The organism is Pragia fontium DSM 5563 = ATCC 49100, assembly GCF_900112475.1.
Lineage (GTDB): Bacteria > Pseudomonadota > Gammaproteobacteria > Enterobacterales > Enterobacteriaceae > Pragia > Pragia fontium.
Window position 1 is genome coordinate 59,930 of the sequence record NZ_FOLW01000006.1, and the last position, 22,474, is coordinate 82,403.

The following is a 22,474-nucleotide window of genomic DNA, read 5'->3' on the forward strand; positions in this document are numbered from 1 at the left end:
TACAGTGTTGTGATTAAGCCGCCAATTATTGATAATATGGCGGCTTCTTTTCTTTTAGGCAAAACGATGAGCGATTATTTATTGCTTTTTGTCGGCACGGTTTTTGTTAATAATTTCGTCTTGGTTAAGTTTTTAGGTTTGTGCCCTTTTATGGGGGTATCTAAAAAACTTGAAACCGCTATCGGAATGGGATTAGCAACAACATTTGTGCTGACCCTCGCGTCAATCTGCGCGTGGTTAGTTGAAAATTATATTTTACAACCGCTAGGGCTGAGCTATCTGCGCACGCTGGCGTTTATTTTTGTTATTGCTGTTGTGGTTCAGTTCACAGAGTTAGTCGTGCGTAAAACCAGCCCGGTTCTCTATCGTTTACTGGGTATTTTCTTACCACTAATTACCACCAACTGTGCGGTATTGGGTGTCGCTTTGTTGAACGTGAACCAGTCACATAATTTTATGCAATCGACTATTTATGGTTTTAGTGCTGCGGTAGGTTTTTCATTTGTGATGGTTTTATTTGCCGCTATCCGTGAACGTTTAGCTTCCGCTGACGTGCCCGCACCGTTTAAGGGCTCATCTATAGCTCTGATTACGGCAGGATTAATGTCGCTGGCATTTATGGGTTTCACCGGATTGGTAAGGTTCTAATGTTTTCTCTGTGGTCCAGTATTATTGTTCTGACGCTACTTGCCTTAGTGTGCGGCGCTATTTTGGGTTTTGCCGCGCGCCGTTTTCAGGTAGATGCCGATCCGATCGTGGATAAAGTCGAAGCGCTATTGCCACAAAGCCAATGTGGGCAGTGCGGCTATCCTGGTTGTCGTCCTTATGCCGAAGCCGTGGCGAATGACGGTGAAATGATCAATAAATGTGCGCCCGGTGGCGAAAACGTGATGTTAAAGCTGGCGGATACGTTGGGTATTGAGCCTCAGCCTCTTGACGTAACCACCATGGAAACCAATCCACCTCGCAAAATCGCCTTTATCGATGAAAGCAACTGTATTGGCTGTACCAAGTGTATTCAGGCGTGCCCGGTTGATGCGATTGTCGGTTCAACCCGAGCCATGCATACGGTCATTATCGATCTCTGTACCGGATGCGATCTTTGCGTTGCTCCCTGCCCAACCGATTGTATAGAAATGCGCCCCATTGAACCTACTACGGCTAACTGGAAATGGGACTTACAGTCTATTCCAGTAAAAAATATTGAGACAAATTCACATGTTTGATCTGTTTGCTAAATTTAGAAAAACCAAAGTTTGGGATTTCAATGGCGGCATTCATCCTCCAGAGATGAAGGATCAAACACGTCTGATACCCATTAAACGCTTTGGTTTACCGAGCCAGCTGATTATTCCACTGCAGCAACATCTTGGACCATCAGGCGAGCTATTAGTAAAAAAAGGCGACTATGTCCTTAAAGGGCAGCCGTTAACCGTTGGTAAAAACAGAACACTTCCGGTACATGCCTCTACGTCTGGCGTGATTACTGATATTGGTGCTTATCCCAGTACTCATCCATCCGCCATACCCGAACGTTGCATTTCCCTAAAGCCAGATGGTCTGGACACGTGGTTTGATCGCTGTCCATTAGCTGACTACCAGAATTATTCGCCAGAACAGTTAATTGCCCATATTCATCAGGCCGGCATAGCGGGATTAGGTGGTGCGGTATTCCCTACCGCCAGCAAAATTAACGGCGCGCTTAGTCGCATTCATACCCTGATTATCAATGGCGCAGAATGCGAACCCTACATCACTGCCGATGATCGTCTGATGCAAGAGTACGCTGACGAGTTGCTTACCGGATGTGAAATTTTACGTCATATCCTGAAGCCCAGCGAAATCCTGATTGGTATTGAAGACAATAAACCAGAAGCTATCGCTAGCTTAAATAAAGCGTTACAACGTAACGAAAACCACAATATCTCAGTCCGGGTGATTCCAACTAAATACCCGTCTGGTGGTGCCAAACAGCTAACTAAGATTTTAACCGGCCGGGAAGTCCCGCACGGTGGTCGGTCGTCAGACATTGGCGTTTTAATGCAAAATGTAGGCACGGTTTTAGCTATTAAACGCGCGGTGATTGACGGTGAACCGCTAATTGAACGTATTGTGACATTAACTGGCGATGCTATTGCAGATAAAGGTAATGTTTGGGCTTTACTGGGCACACCGATTTCCGAATTACTTTATCAGGCAGGTTATCAGCCCCAACCACAACCAATGGTTATTATGGGCGGCCCGTTAATGGGATTTGCCCTGCCGGACCTCAATGTTCCAGTCATCAAGATGAGTAACTGCCTCATTGCGCCTTCAGAGACAGAAATTGCGCCGCCGGAACCAGAACAGTCATGTATCCGCTGTACTCAGTGTGCTGATGCGTGCCCTGCCGGACTGTTACCTCAACAACTCTACTGGTTTAGCCGCGGTAAAGAACATGAAAAAGCGCGTAACTACAATCTGTTTGACTGTATTGAATGCGGCGCTTGCGCTTATGTTTGCCCAAGCAATATTCCACTGGTGCAGTATTACCGTCAAGAAAAAGCCGAAATTAGGGAGCAGGACGAACAGGCGGAACTGGCCCGTATCGCAAAAATACGTTTTGACGCGAAACAAGCGCGGATGGAAAGAGAAAAGCAGGCGCGCATGCAACGCCATAAGCGAGCAGAAACCAAGCTGGACGCTGACGATAACCAAATGATTCAATCGGCGCTTGAGCGCGTTAAAAGTAAAAAAGCGGCGGATAAATCCGAAGAAGCTCTACAACCAACGATTAAATCAATCAATGGGGAAGTTTTACCTGATAACCGTGCAGCAATTGCCGCCCGACAAGCCAGAAAAGCTCAGCGCCAAAATCAAGTAGAACAAAGCAATCTATCGGTAACGTCTGAAACGCCATCGTCTACAGAATCCGATCCGCGCAAAGCCGCTCTGGCAGCCGCGATTGCCAGAGCCAAAGCTAAAAAAGAACAGCAAAAGCGGGAAAGTCAAAGCAACACTGATACGGCAATATCCACAGATAGTCAGGAAGCCTCAGCCGAAATCATTGACGATCGTAAGTCTGCCGTTGCCGCCGCCATTGCCCGAGCTAAAGCGCGTAAAGAGCAGCAAAAACAGGCACCGGATACAACACCGCAGTCGACTGCACCCAGCGATGATCGTCGTAAAGCCGCTGTTGCAGAGGCGATTGCTCGTGCTCAGGCACGTAAACAACAACGACAATCTCCAGAGCCACAAAAAACGGTTACCACTGTTGAAACACAAAACCAGACGGATGATGATGAACGCAAAGCTGCCGTTGCTGAAGCTATTGCCAGAGTGAAAGCCCGTAAAGCACAGCAAAAAGCGCTGTTAACTACATCAGGTAAAGAATAAATGTCATTTCGCATAACCAGCTCGCCCTTTTCTCATAGCCAGCAATCTACCCAAAGGCTAATGTTGCTTGTTGTTCTGGCTTGTCTGCCGGGGATCGCGGCTCAATGGTACTTTTTTGGTTATGGTAATTTGATTCAGATAGCGTTAGCGATAATTGTCGCGCTTCTGTCAGAAGGTCTGGTCCTCAAGCTACGCCATATTCCTGTAATACCAAGACTAGCTGACAACTCAGCACTATTAACCGCCCTGCTATTAGGAATCAGTATTCCTCCTCTGGCGCCTTGGTGGATTATCGTTATTGGCACTTTCTCTGCCATTGTTATCGCTAAACAGCTCTATGGCGGTCTGGGTCAAAACCCATTTAATCCAGCCATGGTTGGTTACGTTATTCTTTTGATCTCTTTTCCGATCCAAATGAGCAGTTGGCTACCACCGGAGCCGCTTCAGGCAACCCATATTGGTTTTATTGATACGCTGAGCATCATATTTACTGGACACAGCCAAAGTGGTGATGATGTCTTTAAATTGATGCTGGGTATCGACGGTGTCAGTCAGGCCACTCCACTTGATACGCTGAAAACTGGATTACGTAGCGGGCATACGATGGCGGAAATACTCAGCCAACCTATTTATGACAGCTTGGCTGGGATCGGTTGGCAATGGGTCAATGCAGGCTTTCTGCTTGGTGGGCTATATTTGCTATGGAAAAAGGTTATCCAGTGGCACCTTTCGCTGAGCTTTTTGTTAACGCTGACCATTATCTCTACCCTCGGTTGGCTGCTGGACCCGACACATAATACCGCCCCTTGGTTCCACCTGTTTTCTGGGGCCACCATGCTTTGTGCCTTTTTTATTATTACCGATCCGGTTACTGCTTCTACCACGGCAAAAGGACGAATTATTTTTGGCGCATTGGTCGCGGTATTAGTCTGGCTTATTCGTAGTTATGGCGGTTATCCTGACGGCGTGGCCTTTGCTATCCTGTTAGCGAATATTACCGTACCGTTAATCGATCACTATACTCAACCTCGCGTTTACGGACATCGTTAAGGAGCCATTATGCTGAATACGATGAAAAAACACGGATTAACATTAGCGTTGTATGCAGCGCTAGCGACAGGCATAACTTCTGCGGTTTATCTATTAACTCAGCCGACCATTGCGCAGCAGGCAAGCTTACAACAAAAAGCCCTGTTTGATCAGGTGCTTCCTCCATCAATGTACGATAATCAATTGCAGAATGAATGTTACGTTGTCACGGATTTGGCATTAGGATCAACTAAACCACATCGATTATTTATCGCCCGTAAAGGTTATATGCCGGTGGCCGCCATATTGGAAACCACGGCACCTGATGGTTATTCTGGGGCAATTCAACTGATGGTAGCGGCCGATTTTAATGGTCATGTTCTTGGGGTGCGAACGCTGGAACATCATGAAACACCGGGTCTAGGTGATAAAATAGAGCTAAGGATTTCTGATTGGATGACTAAGTTCGCTAATCAAACAGTAGAGAGTGATAACGATCCTCGCTGGGCGGTACGCAAAGATGGTGGTATGTTTGATCAATTTACCGGTGCAACCATTACGCCAAGAGCCGTGGTAAAAGCGGTTAAGCAAACTACTTTGTATATTCAGCAATACCATCAACAATTTGAATCACTCCCACGCTGTGAGGCGCAGTAAATGAACGAAATAAAGAATTTACTCAATCAAGGCCTATGGAAAAACAACTCAGCCTTGGTTCAACTTTTAGGGCTATGCCCCCTGTTGGCCGTCTCATCTACAGCAACAAATGCTTTGGGACTTGGGCTGGCAACCACCTTAGTGTTAATTTGTACCAATATTGCCGTTTCTGCTTTACGTCGCTGGGTTCCGCAAGAAATTCGGATTCCCATCTACGTGATGATTATTGCCTCGGTCGTTACGGTGGTTCAATTATTAATTAATGCCTACGCCTACGGTTTATATCAGTCGTTAGGGATCTTTATCCCATTAATTACCACCAACTGCATTGTGATCGGCCGAGCTGAGGCCTATGCTTCGCAGAATCCGCTATCCCTGTCTGCAATCGACGGTTTTGCCATGGGAATGGGTGCAACCTTTGTGCTGTTTATTTTAGGGGCCATGCGTGAAATTCTGGGGAATGGGACATTATTTGATGGCGCCGATACGTTATTGGGTGAATGGGCCAAGGTATTACGTATTGAAGTCATTCATTTGGATAACGCCTTCTTACTGGCGATGCTTCCCCCTGGCGCATTTTTAGGACTCGGTTTTTTGCTGGCGTTTAAATATGTTATCGATGAAAAGTTAAAGGCCTATAAACGTCGTACCGCCGAACTAAAAAATGAACCGCTGAATAGCGAAAAAAAAGAAATTATGAATAGGGATATCTCAGTTTGAATCAGGCAAAACGCATTGAAATTTTAACTCGATTACGTGATAACAATCCAACGCCGACTACAGAGTTAGCTTTTTCCTCACCTTTTGAACTGCTTATTTCGGTGCTACTCTCTGCTCAGGCGACTGATGTTAGCGTGAATAAAGCCACGGCTAAACTGTATCCGGTCGCCAATACACCAGAAACCATTCTGGCATTAGGCGTTGATCGATTAAAAGATTACATTAAAACGATTGGCCTGTTTAATAGTAAAGCAGAGAATGTCATTAAGACCTGCCGAATCCTTATTGAACAACACCATAGTCAGGTTCCGGAAGATCGCGCCGCGCTGGAAGCCTTACCTGGCGTTGGACGTAAAACGGCCAACGTGGTGCTGAATACCGCATTTGGCTGGCCAACCATTGCTGTCGACACTCATATTTTCCGCGTTTGTAATCGTACTCGATTTGCCCCAGGAAAAACCGTTGAACAGGTAGAGGAAAAGCTGATTAAAGTCGTTCCGGCAGAATTTAAAGTGGATTGCCACCATTGGCTGATTTTACATGGTCGCTATACCTGTATTGCCCGTAAACCCCGCTGTGGCTCTTGCCTGATCGAAGATTTATGTGAGTTCAAGGAAAAAACCGAAGAATAGTGCATTTAGTTTTCAGTTTCATAACATATATCAAACATACTATAGACGCGCTAGAATGCTCAGGTTCGTTCATTAACTTGTTTAATCAACAGCGGAGAAGTCTTGATGAAATTATTTTATAAGCCTGGAGCTTGCTCGTTATCTCCACATATCATTCTCAACGAAGCCGGACTGAACTATTCAGTAGAAAAAGTCGATTTGGCGACCAAAAAGACCGAACACGGTGACGACTTTCTGCAAATTAACCCTAAAGGTCAAGTGCCAACGCTACAATTAGATGATGGCAGCATTCTGACCGAAGGTGTGGCTATTGTTCAGTATCTTGCCCATAAAGTACCGGCTAAGCACTTAATCCCTGCGGTAGGTACACCTGAGTATTATCACGCCATTGAGTGGTTAAACTATATCTCAACTGAGCTACACAAAGGTTTTAGTCCGCTGTTTACTCCTCAAACGCCAGAAGAGTATAAAAAAATAGCGAAAGAGAGATTGTTAAAACAGTTTACCTATGTCGACAGCGTACTACAGAAGCACCAATTTATTTTGGGCTCTACCTTCAGCGTAGCAGATGCGTACCTGTTTACCGTCACTAACTGGGCCGCCGTGGTTAAACTTGATTTAAGCCATCTGAGTGCGTTAGCTGCTTATATGAAGCGCATTGCGGATAGACCTGCCGTCAACGCCACCTTAAAAGCGGAAGGTTTGAAATAATATTTAGTCTGATTAAGACTAAAGTAAAAAACGGGCCTTATGGCCCGTTTTACATGGAAAAGCTGTTAACTAACTTAAAGTTTAATCGCCGGGAAATGATGTTCTGGGTTAACCATTTTTTCCTGAGCAGCCACCAATTGCAGTTCATACTCACCTCTTCTCTGGGTTTCCAGCATCACTTCGTAAACCGCAGCCGTCACGTGTTCCAGTGCTTCAGGTAAAGACTTTTCCAACAGGAGATTAACTAGTAAAAGTCCACTGGTGATATCCCCGACACCAACCGGTTGGCGTGGGCCAAAATCGACCAATGGACGATTAATATGCCAAGCCTCATCAGGAGTGACTAAAGCCATCTCAAAGCAATCCGCCCGGTAACCAGCTCGACTCAGATGCTTAACCAAAATCACCTTCGGCCCTTTTTTGCATAGTTCACGTGCGGCACTGACAACTTCATCTACCGTGGTAATTGTTTTTCCACTCAGAATCTCCAATTCCAGCAAATTAGGTGCCATCATATCGCTAACCGGCAACGCTTCATTACAGAAGAACTCCGAAACACCTGGCGCAACAATACATCCCTTTTCCGGATGCCCCATCACAGGATCGCAGAAATACAAGGCTTTCGGATTAGCCGCCTTCACTTCAGCCACAACCTCAAGAATGCTTTTACCTTGCTCTGGAGAGCCAATATATCCACTCAGAACAACATCACAGCGAGATAATTGATTAATCTCGCTAATTCCCCGCACGATATCTGTTAAATGGCTCGCTGGCATCACACAGCCTTCCCATTGCCGATATTGCGTATGGTTAGAAAACTGTACCGTATTGAGCGGCCATACATTCACACCCATTCTACGCATTGGAAACTCTGCCGCACTGTTCCCGGCATGCCCATAAACCACATGGGATTGAATGGATAAGATATTTTTCATTTTGGAAATGTCCCTAAACAAGAAAGGTATATTATGGTTATTGTGTCAGATATCAGGCGGTTTACACTATGTATAATCCAAAAAATTCGGCCGCTTAGCGGCCGATATTATGAAATAAAATTATTTCCTGACTATTTCCACAGAATCAAACAATAATGTTTTTTACCACGACGTAATAAAGTATAACGATTAAACAAGCGATCGCCGTCGGTAAAGGTATACTCTGGGCTCGACTGTTTTTCACCATTAATCGTTACCGCATTTGAGCTAATCATGGTTCTTGCCTGACCACGTGAAGGGACTAATTCAGCCGTTACCAACGCCTGTTGTAAATCAGCATCATTCTCCAGTTCAATCGCTGGCATACCATCCTGCGCCAATTGCGCGAAGTCATCCTCAGTAATATCAGACAAATTACCTGAGAATAAGCTCTGAGTAATACGCTGGGCCGCTTCCAGTCCTTGTTCGCCATGAACTAAACGCGTCACTTGTTCAGCTAAAACATACTGTGCACGAGGAGCTTTACCGCTGTTTTTATCCTCTTCTTCCAGTGCATTGATCTCTTCAATGCTCATAAAAGTGAAGAACTTCAAGAAACGATAAACGTCAGCATCCGCAGTATTGATCCAGAATTGATAGAATTTATATGGACTGGTTTTCTTCGGGTCGAGCCAAATTGCGCCCCCTTCAGTTTTACCAAATTTAGTGCCGTCAGACTTAGTGATTAAAGGAACGGTAAAACCATACACCTGTTGCTGATTCATGCGACGTGTCAGATCAATCCCTGAGGTGATGTTACCCCACTGGTCTGAACCACCAATTTGCAGTTCAACGCCATGTTCTTTATTCAGACTGGCAAAGTCATAAGCTTGTAACAGGTTATAAGAAAACTCGGTAAAAGAAATACCGCTGTCATCGCGATTCAGACGCTGCTTAACCGCTTCTTTATTAATCATGGCATTGACAGAGAAATGTTTACCAATATCCCGTAGAAAGGTCAGTACTTTCATGCCACCAAACCAATCGTAGTTATTGGCCATTTTGGCGCTGTTAGTACCGCAGTCAAAATCCAGGAATGGAGAAACTTGCTGACGGATCTTGTTCACCCAATCCCCAACGGTATCTTCAGTATTCAGTTTACGCTCTGCCGCTTTAAAGCTAGGGTCGCCGATCAGCCCGGTGGCGCCACCTACTAATGCTACGGGTTGATGGCCCGCTAATTGAAAACGTTTTAAACACAACAACGGAACCAAATGACCCAAATGCAAGCTATCAGCGGTAGGATCGAAGCCACAATACAGAGCGATAGGCCCCTGTGCCAATCGTTCTGATAACGCCTCTTCATCCGTGACCTGGGCTACCAGCCCACGCTCTTGCAATTGTTTAATCAAATTGTTCGCCATTGGTACATAACTCCGTTGTTATAGATTGCGATAATTTATCTGTTTACTTATCGCTGAATAAAATAGTTTAAAGGAACTGGATAGCATAAACCTCACTTAACATATTGACCAGTGCTTAAGGCGCTAAACGGTCAATATTCCAGTGATTTTCTGTTCGTTGATAAACGAAACGATCGTGCAGACGGTTAACGCCACCTTGCCAAAACTCAATTTCATCAATACTGATACGAAATCCCCCCCAAAAGCTGGGCAGTGGCACTTCTCCCTGAAGAAATTTTTGTTTCAGTTCAATAAATTTACTTTCCAGTACGCCCCGGGCCGAGATACGAGAAGACTGCTGGGAGACCCAAGCTGCAATTTGGCTATCTTTTGGACGGGAATGAAAATATTTTAATACTTCCAGAGATGACAGGCGCTCCGCCTGACCAGAAACGATGACCTGTCGATCAAACGCATGCCATGGAAATAAGAGGCTAACCTGATTATTTTGTGCAATTTGCTGCGCTTTACGACTTCCCAAATTGGTATAAAAGACAAATCCTTGATCATCGTAATGTTTAAGTAAAACTATCCGCTGAGAGGGGCGCCCGTGTTCATCAACAGTTGCAACACACATTGCCGTGGGATCGGGCAGCTTCGCCTCACAGGCTTGTTTTAACCAGAGCTCAAAAAGCGTGAGCGGATTTTCAGGCAAATCTTTACGGCGTAAACCACCCTGAATGTATTCCCGCCGCAAATCTGCAATATTATTGGATTGATTAGGCATACCAGAAAACCTGTTGGACTCTACGTTGCTTTATCTTGCACTTACAACCACAGGATTTCAAACATTCAAAAAAAGAAAACAATAAAAAACCAATCAATTAAGGGAGCAGATTACAGTCATTAATGATGATGTCATCATTATGCATCACCATCGCACTATTCCCTTTCGACCAGAATGTATACTCACTATCACTGTATTTGGCTCCGGAAGCGGAGATAACCTGATTCAATAAGCGTAACTTACCATCAATAGTTAGTTGAAGATGTTGCTTTTCATTATCCAGGATAACAGTTAACAAGTGTTGTTTTTCACATTGATAGGTCAAGGTTGTTTCTACTGCCTGTGACTCAGTTGTCGAACTATGACAACCCATTAATACCACTGCCGCTAATCCAAGCATTAACTTTTTCATCCAACTCCCTCAATATTAAATATCGATAATCAACGTAACCTTTATATTTTATAACATAAAAATGCAGGTTATGGTGTATAAATTGCACCCAGCACTGTTGGTTTACTGGCTCCGGTTACCGCAGGTAAATTACCCGGTAAACCAGATACGGTACGAGCAGCTAACCAAGCGAAAGCAATAGCCTCCATATCATCACCACTAATACCATAATTATCGGTTATATCGACTCTTGTATTCGGTAACTCTTCCGCCATTCGTGCTATTAATAGAGGATTTCGAGCGCCACCACCACAAACTAATAACCTATCACATCCCCCCACCGCTTTAACGTGACGAATAATGGTCTGTACCGTTAATTCAGCTAATGTTGCCTGTATATCCTGTGGTGATACGTCCGAAAATGTTGTCAATAGCTGATGCAACCACTGCAGATTAAAATGTTCTCTACCGGTACTTTTCGGCGCGGGTAAATTAAAGTAAGGGTCAGACAACATTAAAGATAATAAGCCATTGTGAATATGGCCCTGACGAGCCCATTGGGCATCTTTATCGTATGGCTTGCCTTTCTGTTGTTGGATCCATGCATCCATCAACATATTTCCCGGGCCAGAATCAAAACCGGTCACTGCTGCATCTGGTGCCAATACGGATAAATTAGCAATACCACCGATATTCAATACAATTCTACGCTCATAAGGAACGGCCAATAATGCCTGATGAAAAGCAGGGACTAATGGCGCCCCCTGCCCACCAAATGCCATATCTTTACGGCGAAAGTCGCCTACCGTAACAATACCAGTCATTGCGGCAATGCGATTATTGTCACCCAGTTGCATAGTAAATGGATAAGGACTTTTCGGCTGATGCCAAACAGTTTGACCATGGCAGCCAATGGCAATAACCTCTGATGCGGCAATGTGATTATTGCTTAATAAACCGAGTACGGCTTCAGCAAACAGGAGCCCTAAACGAAGATCTAACTGACCGACTTCAGACAGCGTTGTTGTCTGCCCCTGACAAACAGATAAAACATCTGCTTTGATATCATCAGGCATGGGATGAAAATAACTGACTCTTTGCGTAACGCTACTCTCACTAATATTGACCAGAGCAACATCAACACCATCCAGACTAGTTCCTGACATTACCCCAATATAGTTACCTGTTTTTATCATTAATACGTTTCCGTTATTTCTGAAATAACCTAAATAATCAGACTAGCATTAGAACAAAAACATTGACGATTGCCATCTAAAAAGAAGAAGAATATTGAAAAGAGTTTCAGGGGATCTGATGCACACCTCCGCAAAGAGGTGCTTTACCGTTAAATATCATATTGATATTTTAATTGAATATGCCGTTAACTAAACTACTTACCTGATAGATCAGCAATATTCTTCTCAAATTTATTGATCAGATTAACAAATATAGCTAACTCTTCGTCTTTCACATCGCGCAAGATGCCACTGCGAACCCCGTCAACTACACCATTTACCTGATTTATGATTGGCTTAGCTTCTTCTGTTAAATTAATTTGTTTTGCACGACGATCGCATGGACATGGGTCTCTTCTTACATATCCCATACTTTCTAATTGGTCTAGTGTACGCACTAAAGAAGGTTGTTCAATCCCTATGGCTTTAGCTAATTGTATTTGTGACTGATTCAATGGTAAGCAATTTAAATAGTAAAGCGTAATCCAATGAGTTTGAGTTAAACCTATTGGCTTGAGTTGCAAATCAATAATACTACGCCAACTACGTACTAATCGTGCAATATCTGCACCCAACGTATATTCAATCTTAGAATTCATAATGTAGTCCGTTAATCAGTAAAAGTGAATGATATTGTATGATTGCTAATTATGACTTTTTTCAATGCAAAATGCCTAACAAATAAAGCATTAAATGAGAATTAATTTTCACAAATATGATTTCGTCGACAATTAATGCGTTTCAAATCGACAGCAATATTTTGAATATATAAAAAAATCATTTAATTTCAAAATGATAAATAGAAATAAAAAATCATCGATTTAAATAAGGCTCATTATTATATTAATGTTAAATAATAACGCATGAAAATAAACGCCAACTGAAAATGTTGGCGTTATATAGTAACGAATGTTATTAATGTTAATGCATTTTAAAATATATATGACAAGTTACTTGATTACACCACAAGCCGTTCTTGCCCCACCACCACCTAAAGGCTGTGGATTATCTGAATGATTATCGCCACCAGCATGAACCATTAAGGCAAGACCTTTAATTTGATCGATAGTCTTTAAGCGTGGTGCTAACACTGGATCGGTTGCGATACCCTCAGCATTAACATAAATTGCTGGTAAATCACCCAAATGCCCGTTTGCATATGGGCCTAAATGTTGCCCCGTTTTTTGCGGGTCCAAATGCCCACCAGCGGCTAATGCTGCCACGGCTTTGCCATCTTTGGTTCCTGGCTCACAGCTTCCCTTTTCATGTACGTGAAATCCATGGATGCCCGCAGGTAGTGATTTGAGATTGGGGGTGAAAAGTAAACCATAATCAGTTTCACTGATAGTTACCGTTCCAATTGACTGTCCGATTCCTTCAGCGGAAACACTATTAACGGGAACCTCAACGCTAGCAGCCTGAACGCCAGCACATGCCACCAGAGCAGCTAAAGCGGTTAAATAACGTTTCATTGTTTATCCTTTTATGATGATCGCTTATTTATCTAAGCGCTAATAGTATGATTGATACCACAAAAAAAATGCAGTCATATCATGGCACGGAGTGATCGGAATCACGTTGAATAGGCAAAAGCTGGTTGCTACGGTAAAGAAGATAACCGTAACGAGTTGAATTACTTTAGAATAAGGAAGGTTGTTCGGGAGGCGTATCCTCGTTTTCCTGCGCTTTTTTATTACGTAACATTTTGCGCCGATAGCATAAGCGCAACACTTCTCTTTTTTGTGCGTCATCCATAGACATCCATTTAAAGCGTTCATCCCGGCTTCTGAAACACCCAAGACAATACCCTCTACTATCGCTTTGACAAACGCCGCGGCAAGGTGAAGGGATCTCAAAAAATTCCAGTTGCTGTAACATAATGAGGCTCAATTAGCTGTCTTTGTTTAGCAAAATAATTGTTATTAATAGGTAATAGATTGAACTATGATAAAAAGCAAGAAGTTTGTTGTACTACGGATTAATGGTTGGTTCCGTCACTCCTCTGATAACAAACAATAAAAGTGTCAGTCCGGTATACTGGTTTTGTACTATTTAACTAAAAAATCAATTTAAGCTTTCATGCTCAAGGGGATAACAATATGCGTTTACTTCATACCATGCTACGAGTCGGTAATTTACAGCGTTCTATCGACTTTTATACTCAAGTGCTCGATATGCGTTTACTGCGCAGCAGCGAAAATACTGAATATAAATACTCACTGGCCTTTGTCGGCTACGGTGATGAAAGCCAAGGTGCAGTTATTGAATTAACCTATAATTGGGGCGTTGAAAGCTATGATATGGGCAGCGCATTCGGTCATATTGCTTTAGGCGTTGATAACGTTGCTGCCACCTGTGAGCAAATTCGTAAAGCCGGTGGTAACGTTACCCGCGAAGCTGGCCCGGTAAAAGGTGGTTCAACGATTATTGCCTTCGTTGAAGATCCCGATGGCTATAAAATTGAATTGATCGAAAATAAGCAAGCCAGTCATGCCCTAGGAAACTAAGCCATTTCACTTCCTCATTGAATATCCCTGTATGTTCAATGAGGTTATTATCAGCCCATTCGGACCGCAGTTTTTATGTTCCATGATTATGCAGAGCATCAGTCAACAAAATTTGGCATAATGGCGGCTTGTAAATATTAAAGAATAGGTAGACATGGCTGATAATCATTCCAAAAACAGTTTAAGCGAGCGTTTTCGTGGCTTCTATCCGGTCGTTATTGATGTAGAAACTGCAGGTTTTGACGCACGTAAAAATGCTTTATTAGAAATAGCCGCATTTACCTTAAAAATGACCGACCAGGGTTGGTTGATTCGCGATCAATCACTCCATTTTCATGTCGAGCCATTTGAGGGTGCCATTTTATCCCCTGAAGCGCTGGCGTTTAATGGTATAGACCCCACTAACCCACTGCGTGGTGCGGTGAGTGAGTATGAAGCATTACACGCTATTTTTAAGATGGTTCGTAAAGGTCTCAAAGACCAAAACTGTAATCGAGCCATTGTTGTTGCCCATAATGCTACCTTCGATCATAGCTTTTTGATGGCGGCAGCGGAGCGCGCAGGCTTGAAACGCAATCCATTTCATCCTTTTGCTACATTTGATACCGCAGCATTAAGTGGATTGGTTCTTGGCCAAACGGTACTGGCGAAAGCGTGTATTACCGCAGGAATTCCTTTCGATAGTTCTCAAGCTCATTCTGCGTTGTACGATACCGAAAGAACAACCGAACTATTTTGTGAACTGGTGAATCGTTGGAAAAAACTCGGTGGCTGGCCACTGACGCCCGATCAGCAGGTTAGAGACTAATCGTAAAAAAGCCCCATATCATAGGGGCTTTTTTATCAACACTAATCGGTAAACTATTCTGCGTCTTGAGAATCGTCAGCCGCTTCCTTCAGCAAAGGCTGTAATTCACCACGCTGATACATTTCCAGAATAATGTCACAGCCGCCAATGAGCTCGCCGTTAACCCACAGCTGAGGGAACGTTGGCCAGTTAGCATACTTAGGTAATTCCGCACGAATGTCTGGATTTTGCAGGATATCCACATAAGCAAAACGTGCACCACAAGCAGATAGAGCCTGTACCGCCTGGGCACTGAAGCCACAACTTGGTAGCTTTGGTGAACCTTTCATATACAGTATGATTGGGTTTTCAGCGATTTGACGCTGAATTTTTTCTAGTGTCGTCATTATTTTGCTTCCTCAAGCAGACATTACGCTTATTATATGACTATTGTAACTGCTATATGAACAGGAAAAAACACCACGTTCTACAGGGTCTTATTGTAGCAGATGGATGGGATCTTACCTGACATAGCCTGTAATCAAAATACTCTATTAATTTTGTCTGGTTGCCCTGCTTTTCTGCTACAGGTTTACAACACTCTGAAAGCCGCTTGTCCCGGCCTTTCTGAACAAAAATCGGCTTTAGTCTTCCTGCCTTTTGCTATCTACCTCTTTTAATATAACAAAAAGTTGATAAAATCATTTGTTATAACAAAGTAACAACAGTTTTTTTGCAAATGACTCATGATTTATCTAACCAAAATTTATTTGGTTAATAAAATTAATGAGCGCCATGTTTTTATTGAGGAGCAATATAATGTCGTTTGAATTACCAGCCCTACCTTATGCTAAAGATGCCCTGGAACCACATATCTCAGCTGAAACGCTGGAGTACCATTATGGTAAGCATCACAACACCTACGTGGTTAACCTGAACAACTTAGTAAAAGGCACTGAGTTTGAAGGTAAATCTTTAGAAGAGGTTGTTTTAAAATCATCTGGTGGCATTTTCAATAATGCTGCTCAAGTTTGGAACCATACGTTCTACTGGAACTGTCTGGCACCAAAAGCCGGTGGCGAACCTACTGGCGCATTAGCTGATGCTATTAACCAAAACTTTGGTTCTTTCGCTGCATTTAAAGAACAATTAACCGATTCTGCCGTGAAAAACTTTGGTTCGGGCTGGACTTGGCTGGTGAAAAAAGCTGACGGTAAATTAGCTATCGTTAACACCTCTAACGCAGCAAACCCAATGACCAATGGTGATAAACCACTGTTGACCGTAGACGTTTGGGAACATGCTTATTACATCGATTACCGTAACGCGCGTCCTAAGTATCTGGAAAACTTCTGGGCACTGGTAAACTGGGCGTTTGTTGCTAAAAACTTGGGCTAATTTTTTTACCCAAAGGTGTCATCCTAAAACGCCGCACTAATGTGCGGCGTTTTTTATTCGCTAAACTTCCTAATCTAATAAATTTAAACAGGCGGCCCCTCTCGCGCCTCCAGCATCACCATAGCGAGCTTTTTCTATTTGGGGTAACGTTGCAATACCGTACAAGTATTGCGGCAAATATTCAGGAAGTAGTCGATAAATTTCATCAAACTGCGATAAACCGCCGCCAATCACTAACAGGTGCGGGTCAAATAACGTCAGAATGTTCCCTAGGTACATCGACAATACGGTAACATAGCGTTCCACATGAACTTTTGCTGCGTCATCGCCAGCATAATAGTTTTCAATAATTTTTACTGCGCTCAGTTTTTCATGATAAAAGCAGCTATAAATTCTCTCAAATCCCGGACCGGAAAGGTACCCTTCAAAACACCCAGTCTTACCGCAACCACACACGATTTCGGGCACTTTATTGGTCAGCACATTAGCTGCCGCAGTCGTTAAATTTAGGTGGCCTATTTCACCAGCAATGCCGTTTTTACCGGAAATAACTTTGCCATCGACCACAAAACCACCGCCCACACCAGTCCCTAGGATCATGCCTAAAACGGTTGGATATTGGCGAAACTCCGTATCCCAAGCTTCCGACAATGCAAAGCAATTGGCATCATTATCAATTCTGACCGGACGTTGTAAGCAATGGGTTAAATCGGCAACCAGCGGTTTATGTTTTGCTGCCGGAACATTGGTGGTAAAAACCGTGCCCTGCTTAGCATTAACAATTCCCGGAATACCAACGCCAACCTTTCCTTTACTATTAAACCGTTGATCCGCTTCAAGGGTAAGCTCGGTAAACGTCTGTAATAGTGCCTGATAATCATCTTTTGGGGTTGGTACTCGTTTTTGCCACAGCTGTTTTAGATGCTCATCAAATACGGCCAATTCAATTTTTGTACCGCCCATATCAAAACCATAAAACATCTTAATCTCCGCATTATGTTTGGCTGACCATCGAATTTATCGTTGTTATCCGTCAGCTTTACTTTGTTGTGCCATCAATAGGTAACCCCAACTGACTGATAAAATACAATCAGCAGGGATGAATAATCTTATTTAAAATCTCGGGTGATAATTCAATATATCTAACGTCAGTCACCATTTCACTAAGCTCCTCATGCGTTTCTGAAACATAATTTTTTCTGAATTCTGTCGGTGTCATCAGGTAGTATTTTTTAAACACCGAAATCAAATGCTTATGTTCACTGAAACCGCAGCTATGGCTAATATCGGTAATAGGAACCTGCGTATTTTTTAATAAAAATTTGGCACGGTTAATACGTACAAAAGACAAATACTCTTTAAAGTTATAACCACTAATTTTTTTAAATAACCGAGAAAAGTAGTGATAGCTGATACCAGCCCTATCGGCTAACTGGGTTAGATTCAATTCACGGCTATAATTATTATTGATGTATTCAATGCAGGTTTTGATTAGCTGCTCATCTTTTTTACTCGTAGATACCTGAAGATCGTCAAGATGCTCGCCGGCCTGCTCCAAATTAGCCAATAGCATATAAATCAATGACATTTTATGAAATGACACCGAGTCTGAAACATGTAAACAGTCCTGTACTAACGCAATAAAAGCGTCGCGAACTTGACTATCTTTTGCACGGTAATCAGCGGTGCCGTTAACATAATAGTTAATGAGCAGACCATGACTCAGATCGTCAAATAAGTTTGGTGAAAACTGAATAGTCAGCAGTAAACTACCTGGTTCCGAGGCTTCCAAAGAATGTATTTCATCATGGTTAATGTATAGCATTCCGCCGGCAGTTAATTTCATAACATTGCGATTAACCGTTATTGCAAAGCCCCCTTGCAGTACATAGATAAATTCGGAAGCGTTGTGCCAGTGAGGCTCACAATTGCGAAACTGGGCGGCAAAAATATTGATTTTTTCCTTATCAAACGTTACCAGCTCGTAGCCAGAAACCTCATTGTCTGACGCTACAATTTCCTGCTGCTGATTCAACTTTCTGGTAACAGAAAACGGGAACATAATCTTATCCTGAGTTAACATTGATTGGCGTATTATGAGTATCATAAAACAGCCAATGATACTCATAACAACATCAAAGATTTACCCGACCTCAATCTCTAATGCTTGTGCCAACTCTGTACGGGAAATCTCCAACTCTAACATCTCGGTCAATGTAATAAATAACCCACAAAACATCTCTGGTGCTATCTCTATTAACCTTTGCTTGGCAAGTTCGGTATCCAATTGGCTTTTACTCGCAATCAGCTGTGCTACGCGCTCAAATACCGGTGGATTCTGAATGAGCTGTACCAGCGATGAATCAGGCTTAATATGTGGTAAACGCACTGGAGCCTGAACCTGTAAAACATTGCTCAGCTCAATCTGCCTTGAGGATTTTCCTATGCACAATTGATATTCACCGCTCTCAACGACCCATTCAGCGTAAGCCGGATCGTAATAGGCTAAATCATCCCAATTTAATATCAGTTCTACCGTTTTTGTTTCCCCCGGCAATAAGGCGATTTTTGCAAAAGCCTTTAGTGCCTGCACCTCTCGACTTAAGCGAGAAATTGGCGGTATAACATACAGTTGAACCACTTCTTTCCCCGCATATTTTCCGCTATTGCTGATGTCCACATTGATGGTTAATTGCCCACCATCACTTAAATTTGAGGAAGAAAGATGCATATTACGATAATCAAATTGGGTGTAGCTCAAGCCAAAACCAAACGGAAAGCGTGGTGTTATTTGACGTTTATCGTAGTAACGGTATCCAACATAAATACCTTCTCTATAATGATGTTGTAGGTTATCCCCCGGATAGCCCAAATAGGCTGGTGTTTCCTGCAAACTGTTCGGCACCGTAACCGTTAGCTTACCGCTGGGATTAACCTTACCAAACAGAATATCGGCAACCGCACGTCCCATTCCCTGACCCGCAAAGAACGTTTCTAATACTGCTGCGGCATTATCCAACCATGGCATCACCACCGAATCGCTGTTGGCTAATACCACCACCAGTTTTTTCTGTACCCGGGCAACTTCTTTAATCAGTACCTCATGGCTAGGCAAAATAGCTAAATCTTTACGGTCACCATTCTCACCATCTTCCCCTACCGCGGTACTGACAAACAAAATGGCAATATCGGCCTGCTCAGCGATTTGAACAGCTTTCTGCATCGCTTCTCTATTAACTTCGATATCGTCCGGCGTTCCGATCGCGTAGTGAATATCAAATTGTTCCCCAGCCACATCAAAAATTTCATCCAGTGGCCGATCCAAAACATAAGGAACGGTGGTAGCACAGCCGGAACCTTGAATTACCGGCTCTTGAGCCGGTTTTCCCAGCACAGCAATGCTTTTTACCTTTTGCGGCAATATGGGCAATGTTTCATCGTCGTTCTTTAATAATACGATGGATTCAGCGGCAATTTTTTGGGCTAACTGATGGTGTTCTTTGAAATCAACCTTCACACCAGTTTTCTTATGGTGCTCGAACTTCGCCAATAAATTTAACATGCGTTCACAAGCAGTGTTCAATGCTTCATCGGAAACCCGCCCTTGTTTGATGGCTGCCAGAAGTTCACTTTTATCGCGTTTACACTCGGGCATTGCCAGGTCATTACCGGCTAACAGAGACGCAGGGCGATCCTTGATGCCGTACCAATCGGACATCACTAACCCATCATAATGCCATTCATCGCGTAAGACCTGATTAAGTAGCCAAGAATTATGGGAGGTTTGTACACCATTCAATAAATTATAAGATGACATCACCGTCCATGGATTCGAGCGATCAATGGCTCGCTTAAAACCGGCCAGATAGATCTCCCTTAGGGCTCTTTCATCAACCACTGAATCCATTTCGGTACGGCGATATTCAGAGTTGTTACAGGCAAAATGTTTTAGGCTGGAACCGACGCCTTGATCCTGTAATCCGCGGATCAATGCCCCAGCGGTTTCACCGCTGACAATAGGATCTTCAGCATAATACTCATAGCCCCGACCGGCTAACGGCGTTCGGCGAATATTAATGCCTGGCCCCAACAATAAGCTCACCCCCATCGACTGACATTCTTTAGCTAAAGCCTGCCCCATCTGATAAGCCAGCGACAAATCCCAGGAACAGGCCATACTTGCACCATTAGGGAAACAGGTTGCCGGTTTGGATTTGCTAAACATCGCTTCCGAACCGCCCTTCTTATCAGTTGCGGCTTCATCTTTAGCGTCATCCGCATTGAGATTCACCACGGAGATAAAATCTTTAATGTTCCAGTTTTCACCCTGATCTATCTGACTGGAACTGTAGCGAACGCCATAAGTACCATCCGTCATAATAAAATCGCTAATACCATATTGCGGAAACGCCGTCGTACGCCATAAACCTTTCCCGCTTAACAAATCAACTTTCTCTTCAGCAGTCATTTGCTCAATAATGTGGCGAATTCTTTTTTGCATAATCGGTTATCTCAGGGTTAAAGCGCATTTTGTTTACGTAATTCGATTTTTTTCACAATGTTGACATAGGTCTTTTCATCGAGTTTGTAGAACAAAATAAAAATGAAGCCAAGAATGAACATCGCTGCAGGTACCAGCGTCATCATAATATTGATGCCATTTAAGGCGGAATCAGTGATCTTATCCGCAGAGTAATCGGAGTAATCTAACAACAACCCGGCCAAACCACCGCCAATAGCCATGGCAATTTTGGTGATAAAATTGAAGAAACCATAGATAGCACCTTCGGCACGAACCTCGGTTTTCCACTCAGCAAACTCAACGGTGTCGGCAATCATCGACCACATAGTGACAAACGCCATCCCCAGGCCCATGCTATAGATACAAATACAGGCCATGGTTAAATAAAGATTATCCTGCACAAACCAGTATTGAAAAATCAGCGCACCGGCGACAAATGCGGTGGCAAACAGCGTCAGCACTTTCTTACCTAACAGAGACACCAATTTTTCACAGAAAATGGTGCCAACAATATAGGCCGCAGTCTGAATGGCAAAGAATTTGGCGGTAAAGGCTTCGTCCTGTAAAACGTATTTAATAAAGTAAATCGCAATGGCCATCCATACCGTGTACGCAATGTAGATCGCTACGGTAAACATCGATAAATGCATTAACGGGGAATTACAATAAATAGCCTTAGCCATCTCTTTTAAGGTCGGCGGTGCGATATCTTTCTCAATCAATACCCGTTCTTTCGTCATACCAAAACAGGCAAGAAATAAGAATGTCGCCAATAAAGAGAAACAGCTTACGGCAAAGACATAGCCTTCTCGTGGCTCGGTAAAAAGCCCAATAAGATACTCAGCGTTAGTCGAAACGATCAAATAACCCACAATAGCCAATATAAAGCGATAAACCGATAACGATGCTCGAGAGCCTTCGTGTTGGGTCATCATATTAGTCATGGCTGAATAAGGGGTGTTAACGGCGGTATAGGCCATGCAATAGATGGTATAGGTGATTAAGGCGTAATAGAACTTCTGATCGGACTCAATTGAGGTAAAACACAATACGGTTAAAAACCCTAAAGGAATCGACCCAAATAATAAATAAGGCCTTAACTTGCCGTATCGAGTATTGGTTTTATCGACGATATAACCGATAAGAATGTTAAATACCGCATCAATAACTCGGGCAATAACAAAAATCAGGCTGGCCTGTGCCGCAGAAATACCGTAAATATCGGTATAAAAATAGAGCAAAAACAGAGAAACAAAACCAAAAGAGAGGTTCGAGGCTAAATCGCCAAATCCGTAACCTATTTTTTCTTTAATTCCGAGTACAACATAGCTTGTTGAGTTAACAGACTGTACATCCTTCATCCCAACGATCCTTTATTAAAATTATCTGTGTGAATGATATAACCG

The 22,474-nt window shown here is 43.2% G+C and carries 24 protein-coding genes; 11 read left to right on the forward strand and 13 right to left on the reverse strand.

All coding sequences use genetic code 11. The features are described from left to right. Nucleotides 1–66 precede the first annotated feature (66 nt). From rsxA to gstA, 8 genes are all read left to right on the forward strand, one after another. Nucleotides 67–648 carry an electron transport complex subunit RsxA gene (rsxA, locus tag BMZ28_RS10210; protein ID WP_047782613.1) on the forward strand — a complete coding sequence of 194 codons (582 nt, stop codon included), beginning with the start codon at nucleotides 67–69 and terminating at the stop codon, nucleotides 646–648. Then, nucleotides 648–1,226 carry an electron transport complex subunit RsxB gene (gene rsxB, locus BMZ28_RS10215; protein WP_047780978.1) on the forward strand — a complete coding sequence of 193 codons (579 nt, stop codon included), beginning with the start codon at nucleotides 648–650 and terminating at the stop codon, nucleotides 1,224–1,226. The genes rsxA and rsxB overlap by 1 nt, the downstream gene beginning before the upstream one ends. After that, entirely contained in the window at nucleotides 1,219–3,375 is a 2,157-nt protein-coding gene (gene rsxC / locus BMZ28_RS10220) for an electron transport complex subunit RsxC (protein ID WP_074822908.1), read from the forward strand. Before rsxB ends, rsxC begins: the two co-directional genes overlap by 8 nt. After that, a complete protein-coding gene (gene rsxD / locus BMZ28_RS10225) occupies nucleotides 3,376–4,425 on the forward strand; it encodes an electron transport complex subunit RsxD (RefSeq protein ID WP_047780976.1) in 1,050 nt (349 codons plus the stop codon). It begins immediately after the preceding gene. Nucleotides 4,426–4,434: 9 nt separating this feature from the next. Beyond that, nucleotides 4,435–5,061 (forward strand): electron transport complex subunit RsxG, encoded by a 627-nt coding sequence (rsxG, locus tag BMZ28_RS10230; RefSeq protein WP_074822910.1) that lies wholly within the window; start codon nucleotides 4,435–4,437, stop codon nucleotides 5,059–5,061. Beyond that, nucleotides 5,062–5,781, forward strand: a complete 720-nt coding sequence (locus BMZ28_RS10235) for an electron transport complex subunit E (RefSeq protein WP_047780974.1) — start codon at nucleotides 5,062–5,064, stop codon at nucleotides 5,779–5,781. Next, complete coding sequence (gene nth, locus BMZ28_RS10240; RefSeq protein ID WP_074822914.1) at nucleotides 5,778–6,413, forward strand: endonuclease III; 636 nt, start codon at nucleotides 5,778–5,780, stop codon at nucleotides 6,411–6,413. Before BMZ28_RS10235 ends, nth begins: the two co-directional genes overlap by 4 nt. A gap of 105 nt (nucleotides 6,414–6,518) precedes the next feature. Beyond that, the gene (gstA, locus tag BMZ28_RS10245; protein ID WP_047780972.1) at nucleotides 6,519–7,124 is read left to right on the forward strand and encodes a glutathione transferase GstA; all 606 of its coding nucleotides are present in this window, start codon (nucleotides 6,519–6,521) and stop codon (nucleotides 7,122–7,124) included. A 74-nt stretch (nucleotides 7,125–7,198) separates the two neighbouring features. Here the strand turns inward: gstA and pdxY are convergent, their stop codons facing one another. From pdxY to BMZ28_RS10285, 8 genes are all read right to left on the reverse strand, one after another. Beyond that, a complete protein-coding gene (pdxY, locus tag BMZ28_RS10250) occupies nucleotides 7,199–8,059 on the reverse strand; it encodes a pyridoxal kinase PdxY (protein ID WP_047780970.1) in 861 nt (286 codons plus the stop codon). Nucleotides 8,060–8,190: 131 nt separating this feature from the next. After that, nucleotides 8,191–9,462, reverse strand: a complete 1,272-nt coding sequence (tyrS, locus tag BMZ28_RS10255) for a tyrosine--tRNA ligase (RefSeq protein WP_047780969.1) — start codon at nucleotides 9,460–9,462, stop codon at nucleotides 8,191–8,193. 115 nt (nucleotides 9,463–9,577) lie between these two features. Then, complete coding sequence (gene pdxH / locus BMZ28_RS10260; RefSeq protein WP_074822917.1) at nucleotides 9,578–10,228, reverse strand: pyridoxamine 5'-phosphate oxidase; 651 nt, start codon at nucleotides 10,226–10,228, stop codon at nucleotides 9,578–9,580. Between the two features lie 97 nt (nucleotides 10,229–10,325). After that, the gene (locus BMZ28_RS10265; RefSeq protein WP_047780967.1) at nucleotides 10,326–10,640 is read right to left on the reverse strand and encodes an MliC family protein; all 315 of its coding nucleotides are present in this window, start codon (nucleotides 10,638–10,640) and stop codon (nucleotides 10,326–10,328) included. 68 nt (nucleotides 10,641–10,708) lie between these two features. Beyond that, nucleotides 10,709–11,812 carry an anhydro-N-acetylmuramic acid kinase gene (anmK, locus tag BMZ28_RS10270; RefSeq protein ID WP_047782612.1) on the reverse strand — a complete coding sequence of 368 codons (1,104 nt, stop codon included), beginning with the start codon at nucleotides 11,810–11,812 and terminating at the stop codon, nucleotides 10,709–10,711. A 197-nt stretch (nucleotides 11,813–12,009) separates the two neighbouring features. Then, a complete protein-coding gene (gene slyA / locus BMZ28_RS10275) occupies nucleotides 12,010–12,441 on the reverse strand; it encodes a transcriptional regulator SlyA (RefSeq protein WP_047782611.1) in 432 nt (143 codons plus the stop codon). Nucleotides 12,442–12,804: 363 nt separating this feature from the next. Then, the gene (gene sodC / locus BMZ28_RS10280; protein ID WP_047780966.1) at nucleotides 12,805–13,326 is read right to left on the reverse strand and encodes a superoxide dismutase family protein; all 522 of its coding nucleotides are present in this window, start codon (nucleotides 13,324–13,326) and stop codon (nucleotides 12,805–12,807) included. Between the two features lie 166 nt (nucleotides 13,327–13,492). After that, nucleotides 13,493–13,732: a DUF1289 domain-containing protein gene (locus tag BMZ28_RS10285; protein WP_047780965.1), complete on the reverse strand. Its 240-nt coding sequence runs from the start codon at nucleotides 13,730–13,732 to the stop codon at nucleotides 13,493–13,495. 221 nt (nucleotides 13,733–13,953) lie between these two features. Between BMZ28_RS10285 and gloA the strand changes: the two genes are divergently transcribed. Together gloA and rnt are read left to right on the forward strand one after the other, a co-directional pair. Further along, a complete protein-coding gene (gene gloA / locus BMZ28_RS10290) occupies nucleotides 13,954–14,361 on the forward strand; it encodes a lactoylglutathione lyase (RefSeq protein ID WP_074822919.1) in 408 nt (135 codons plus the stop codon). A gap of 154 nt (nucleotides 14,362–14,515) precedes the next feature. Beyond that, a complete protein-coding gene (gene rnt / locus BMZ28_RS10295; protein WP_074822922.1) occupies nucleotides 14,516–15,169 on the forward strand; it encodes a ribonuclease T in 654 nt (217 codons plus the stop codon). 53 nt (nucleotides 15,170–15,222) lie between these two features. On the opposite strand, the gene BMZ28_RS10300 is transcribed toward rnt, so the two are convergent. Further along, nucleotides 15,223–15,555, reverse strand: a complete 333-nt coding sequence (locus BMZ28_RS10300; protein ID WP_047780962.1) for a Grx4 family monothiol glutaredoxin — start codon at nucleotides 15,553–15,555, stop codon at nucleotides 15,223–15,225. 412 nt (nucleotides 15,556–15,967) lie between these two features. Between BMZ28_RS10300 and sodB the strand changes: the two genes are divergently transcribed. Then, on the forward strand, nucleotides 15,968–16,546 hold the full coding sequence (gene sodB, locus BMZ28_RS10305; RefSeq protein ID WP_047780961.1) for a superoxide dismutase [Fe]: 579 nt from the start codon (nucleotides 15,968–15,970) through the stop codon (nucleotides 16,544–16,546). 69 nt (nucleotides 16,547–16,615) lie between these two features. On the opposite strand, the gene nagK is transcribed toward sodB, so the two are convergent. From nagK to BMZ28_RS10325, 4 genes are all read right to left on the reverse strand, one after another. Continuing rightward, nucleotides 16,616–17,527 (reverse strand): N-acetylglucosamine kinase, encoded by a 912-nt coding sequence (gene nagK, locus BMZ28_RS10310; protein ID WP_047780960.1) that lies wholly within the window; start codon nucleotides 17,525–17,527, stop codon nucleotides 16,616–16,618. Nucleotides 17,528–17,636: 109 nt separating this feature from the next. Next, nucleotides 17,637–18,608: an AraC family transcriptional regulator gene (locus tag BMZ28_RS10315; RefSeq protein ID WP_074822925.1), complete on the reverse strand. Its 972-nt coding sequence runs from the start codon at nucleotides 18,606–18,608 to the stop codon at nucleotides 17,637–17,639. 81 nt (nucleotides 18,609–18,689) lie between these two features. Further along, nucleotides 18,690–21,047, reverse strand: coding sequence for a glycoside hydrolase family 3 C-terminal domain-containing protein (locus BMZ28_RS10320; protein WP_074822928.1), 2,358 nt, complete (start codon nucleotides 21,045–21,047; stop codon nucleotides 18,690–18,692). Between the two features lie 17 nt (nucleotides 21,048–21,064). Further along, nucleotides 21,065–22,429 (reverse strand): MFS transporter, encoded by a 1,365-nt coding sequence (locus tag BMZ28_RS10325; protein WP_074822931.1) that lies wholly within the window; start codon nucleotides 22,427–22,429, stop codon nucleotides 21,065–21,067. Between the last annotated feature and the right edge of the window lie 45 nt (nucleotides 22,430–22,474).

Bases quoted from the DNA above. Each gene is read 5' to 3' on its own strand.
- BMZ28_RS10285 (WP_047780965.1), bottom strand. From the start codon at position 13,732: ATGTTACAGCAACTGGAATTTTTTGAGATCCCTTCACCTTGCCGCGGC.
- BMZ28_RS10300 (WP_047780962.1), bottom strand. From the start codon at position 15,555: ATGACGACACTAGAAAAAATTCAGCGTCAAATCGCTGAAAACCCAATC.
- BMZ28_RS10315 (WP_074822925.1), bottom strand. From the start codon at position 18,608: ATGTTCCCGTTTTCTGTTACCAGAAAGTTGAATCAGCAGCAGGAAATT.
- BMZ28_RS10320 (WP_074822928.1), bottom strand. From the start codon at position 21,047: ATGCAAAAAAGAATTCGCCACATTATTGAGCAAATGACTGCTGAAGAG.
- rsxA (WP_047782613.1), top strand. From the start codon at position 67: ATGAGCGATTATTTATTGCTTTTTGTCGGCACGGTTTTTGTTAATAAT.
- BMZ28_RS10235 (WP_047780974.1), top strand. From the start codon at position 5,062: ATGAACGAAATAAAGAATTTACTCAATCAAGGCCTATGGAAAAACAAC.
- pdxY (WP_047780970.1), bottom strand. From the start codon at position 8,059: ATGAAAAATATCTTATCCATTCAATCCCATGTGGTTTATGGGCATGCC.
- BMZ28_RS10325 (WP_074822931.1), bottom strand. From the start codon at position 22,429: ATGAAGGATGTACAGTCTGTTAACTCAACAAGCTATGTTGTACTCGGA.
- gloA (WP_074822919.1), top strand. From the start codon at position 13,954: ATGCGTTTACTTCATACCATGCTACGAGTCGGTAATTTACAGCGTTCT.
- BMZ28_RS10265 (WP_047780967.1), bottom strand. From the start codon at position 10,640: ATGAAAAAGTTAATGCTTGGATTAGCGGCAGTGGTATTAATGGGTTGT.
- tyrS (WP_047780969.1), bottom strand. From the start codon at position 9,462: ATGGCGAACAATTTGATTAAACAATTGCAAGAGCGTGGGCTGGTAGCC.
- rnt (WP_074822922.1), top strand. From the start codon at position 14,516: ATGGCTGATAATCATTCCAAAAACAGTTTAAGCGAGCGTTTTCGTGGC.
- pdxH (WP_074822917.1), bottom strand. From the start codon at position 10,228: ATGCCTAATCAATCCAATAATATTGCAGATTTGCGGCGGGAATACATT.
- rsxG (WP_074822910.1), top strand. From the start codon at position 4,435: ATGCTGAATACGATGAAAAAACACGGATTAACATTAGCGTTGTATGCA.
- sodB (WP_047780961.1), top strand. From the start codon at position 15,968: ATGTCGTTTGAATTACCAGCCCTACCTTATGCTAAAGATGCCCTGGAA.
- rsxC (WP_074822908.1), top strand. From the start codon at position 1,219: ATGTTTGATCTGTTTGCTAAATTTAGAAAAACCAAAGTTTGGGATTTC.
- gstA (WP_047780972.1), top strand. From the start codon at position 6,519: ATGAAATTATTTTATAAGCCTGGAGCTTGCTCGTTATCTCCACATATC.
- nagK (WP_047780960.1), bottom strand. From the start codon at position 17,527: ATGTTTTATGGTTTTGATATGGGCGGTACAAAAATTGAATTGGCCGTA.
- rsxD (WP_047780976.1), top strand. From the start codon at position 3,376: ATGTCATTTCGCATAACCAGCTCGCCCTTTTCTCATAGCCAGCAATCT.
- rsxB (WP_047780978.1), top strand. From the start codon at position 648: ATGTTTTCTCTGTGGTCCAGTATTATTGTTCTGACGCTACTTGCCTTA.
- sodC (WP_047780966.1), bottom strand. From the start codon at position 13,326: ATGAAACGTTATTTAACCGCTTTAGCTGCTCTGGTGGCATGTGCTGGC.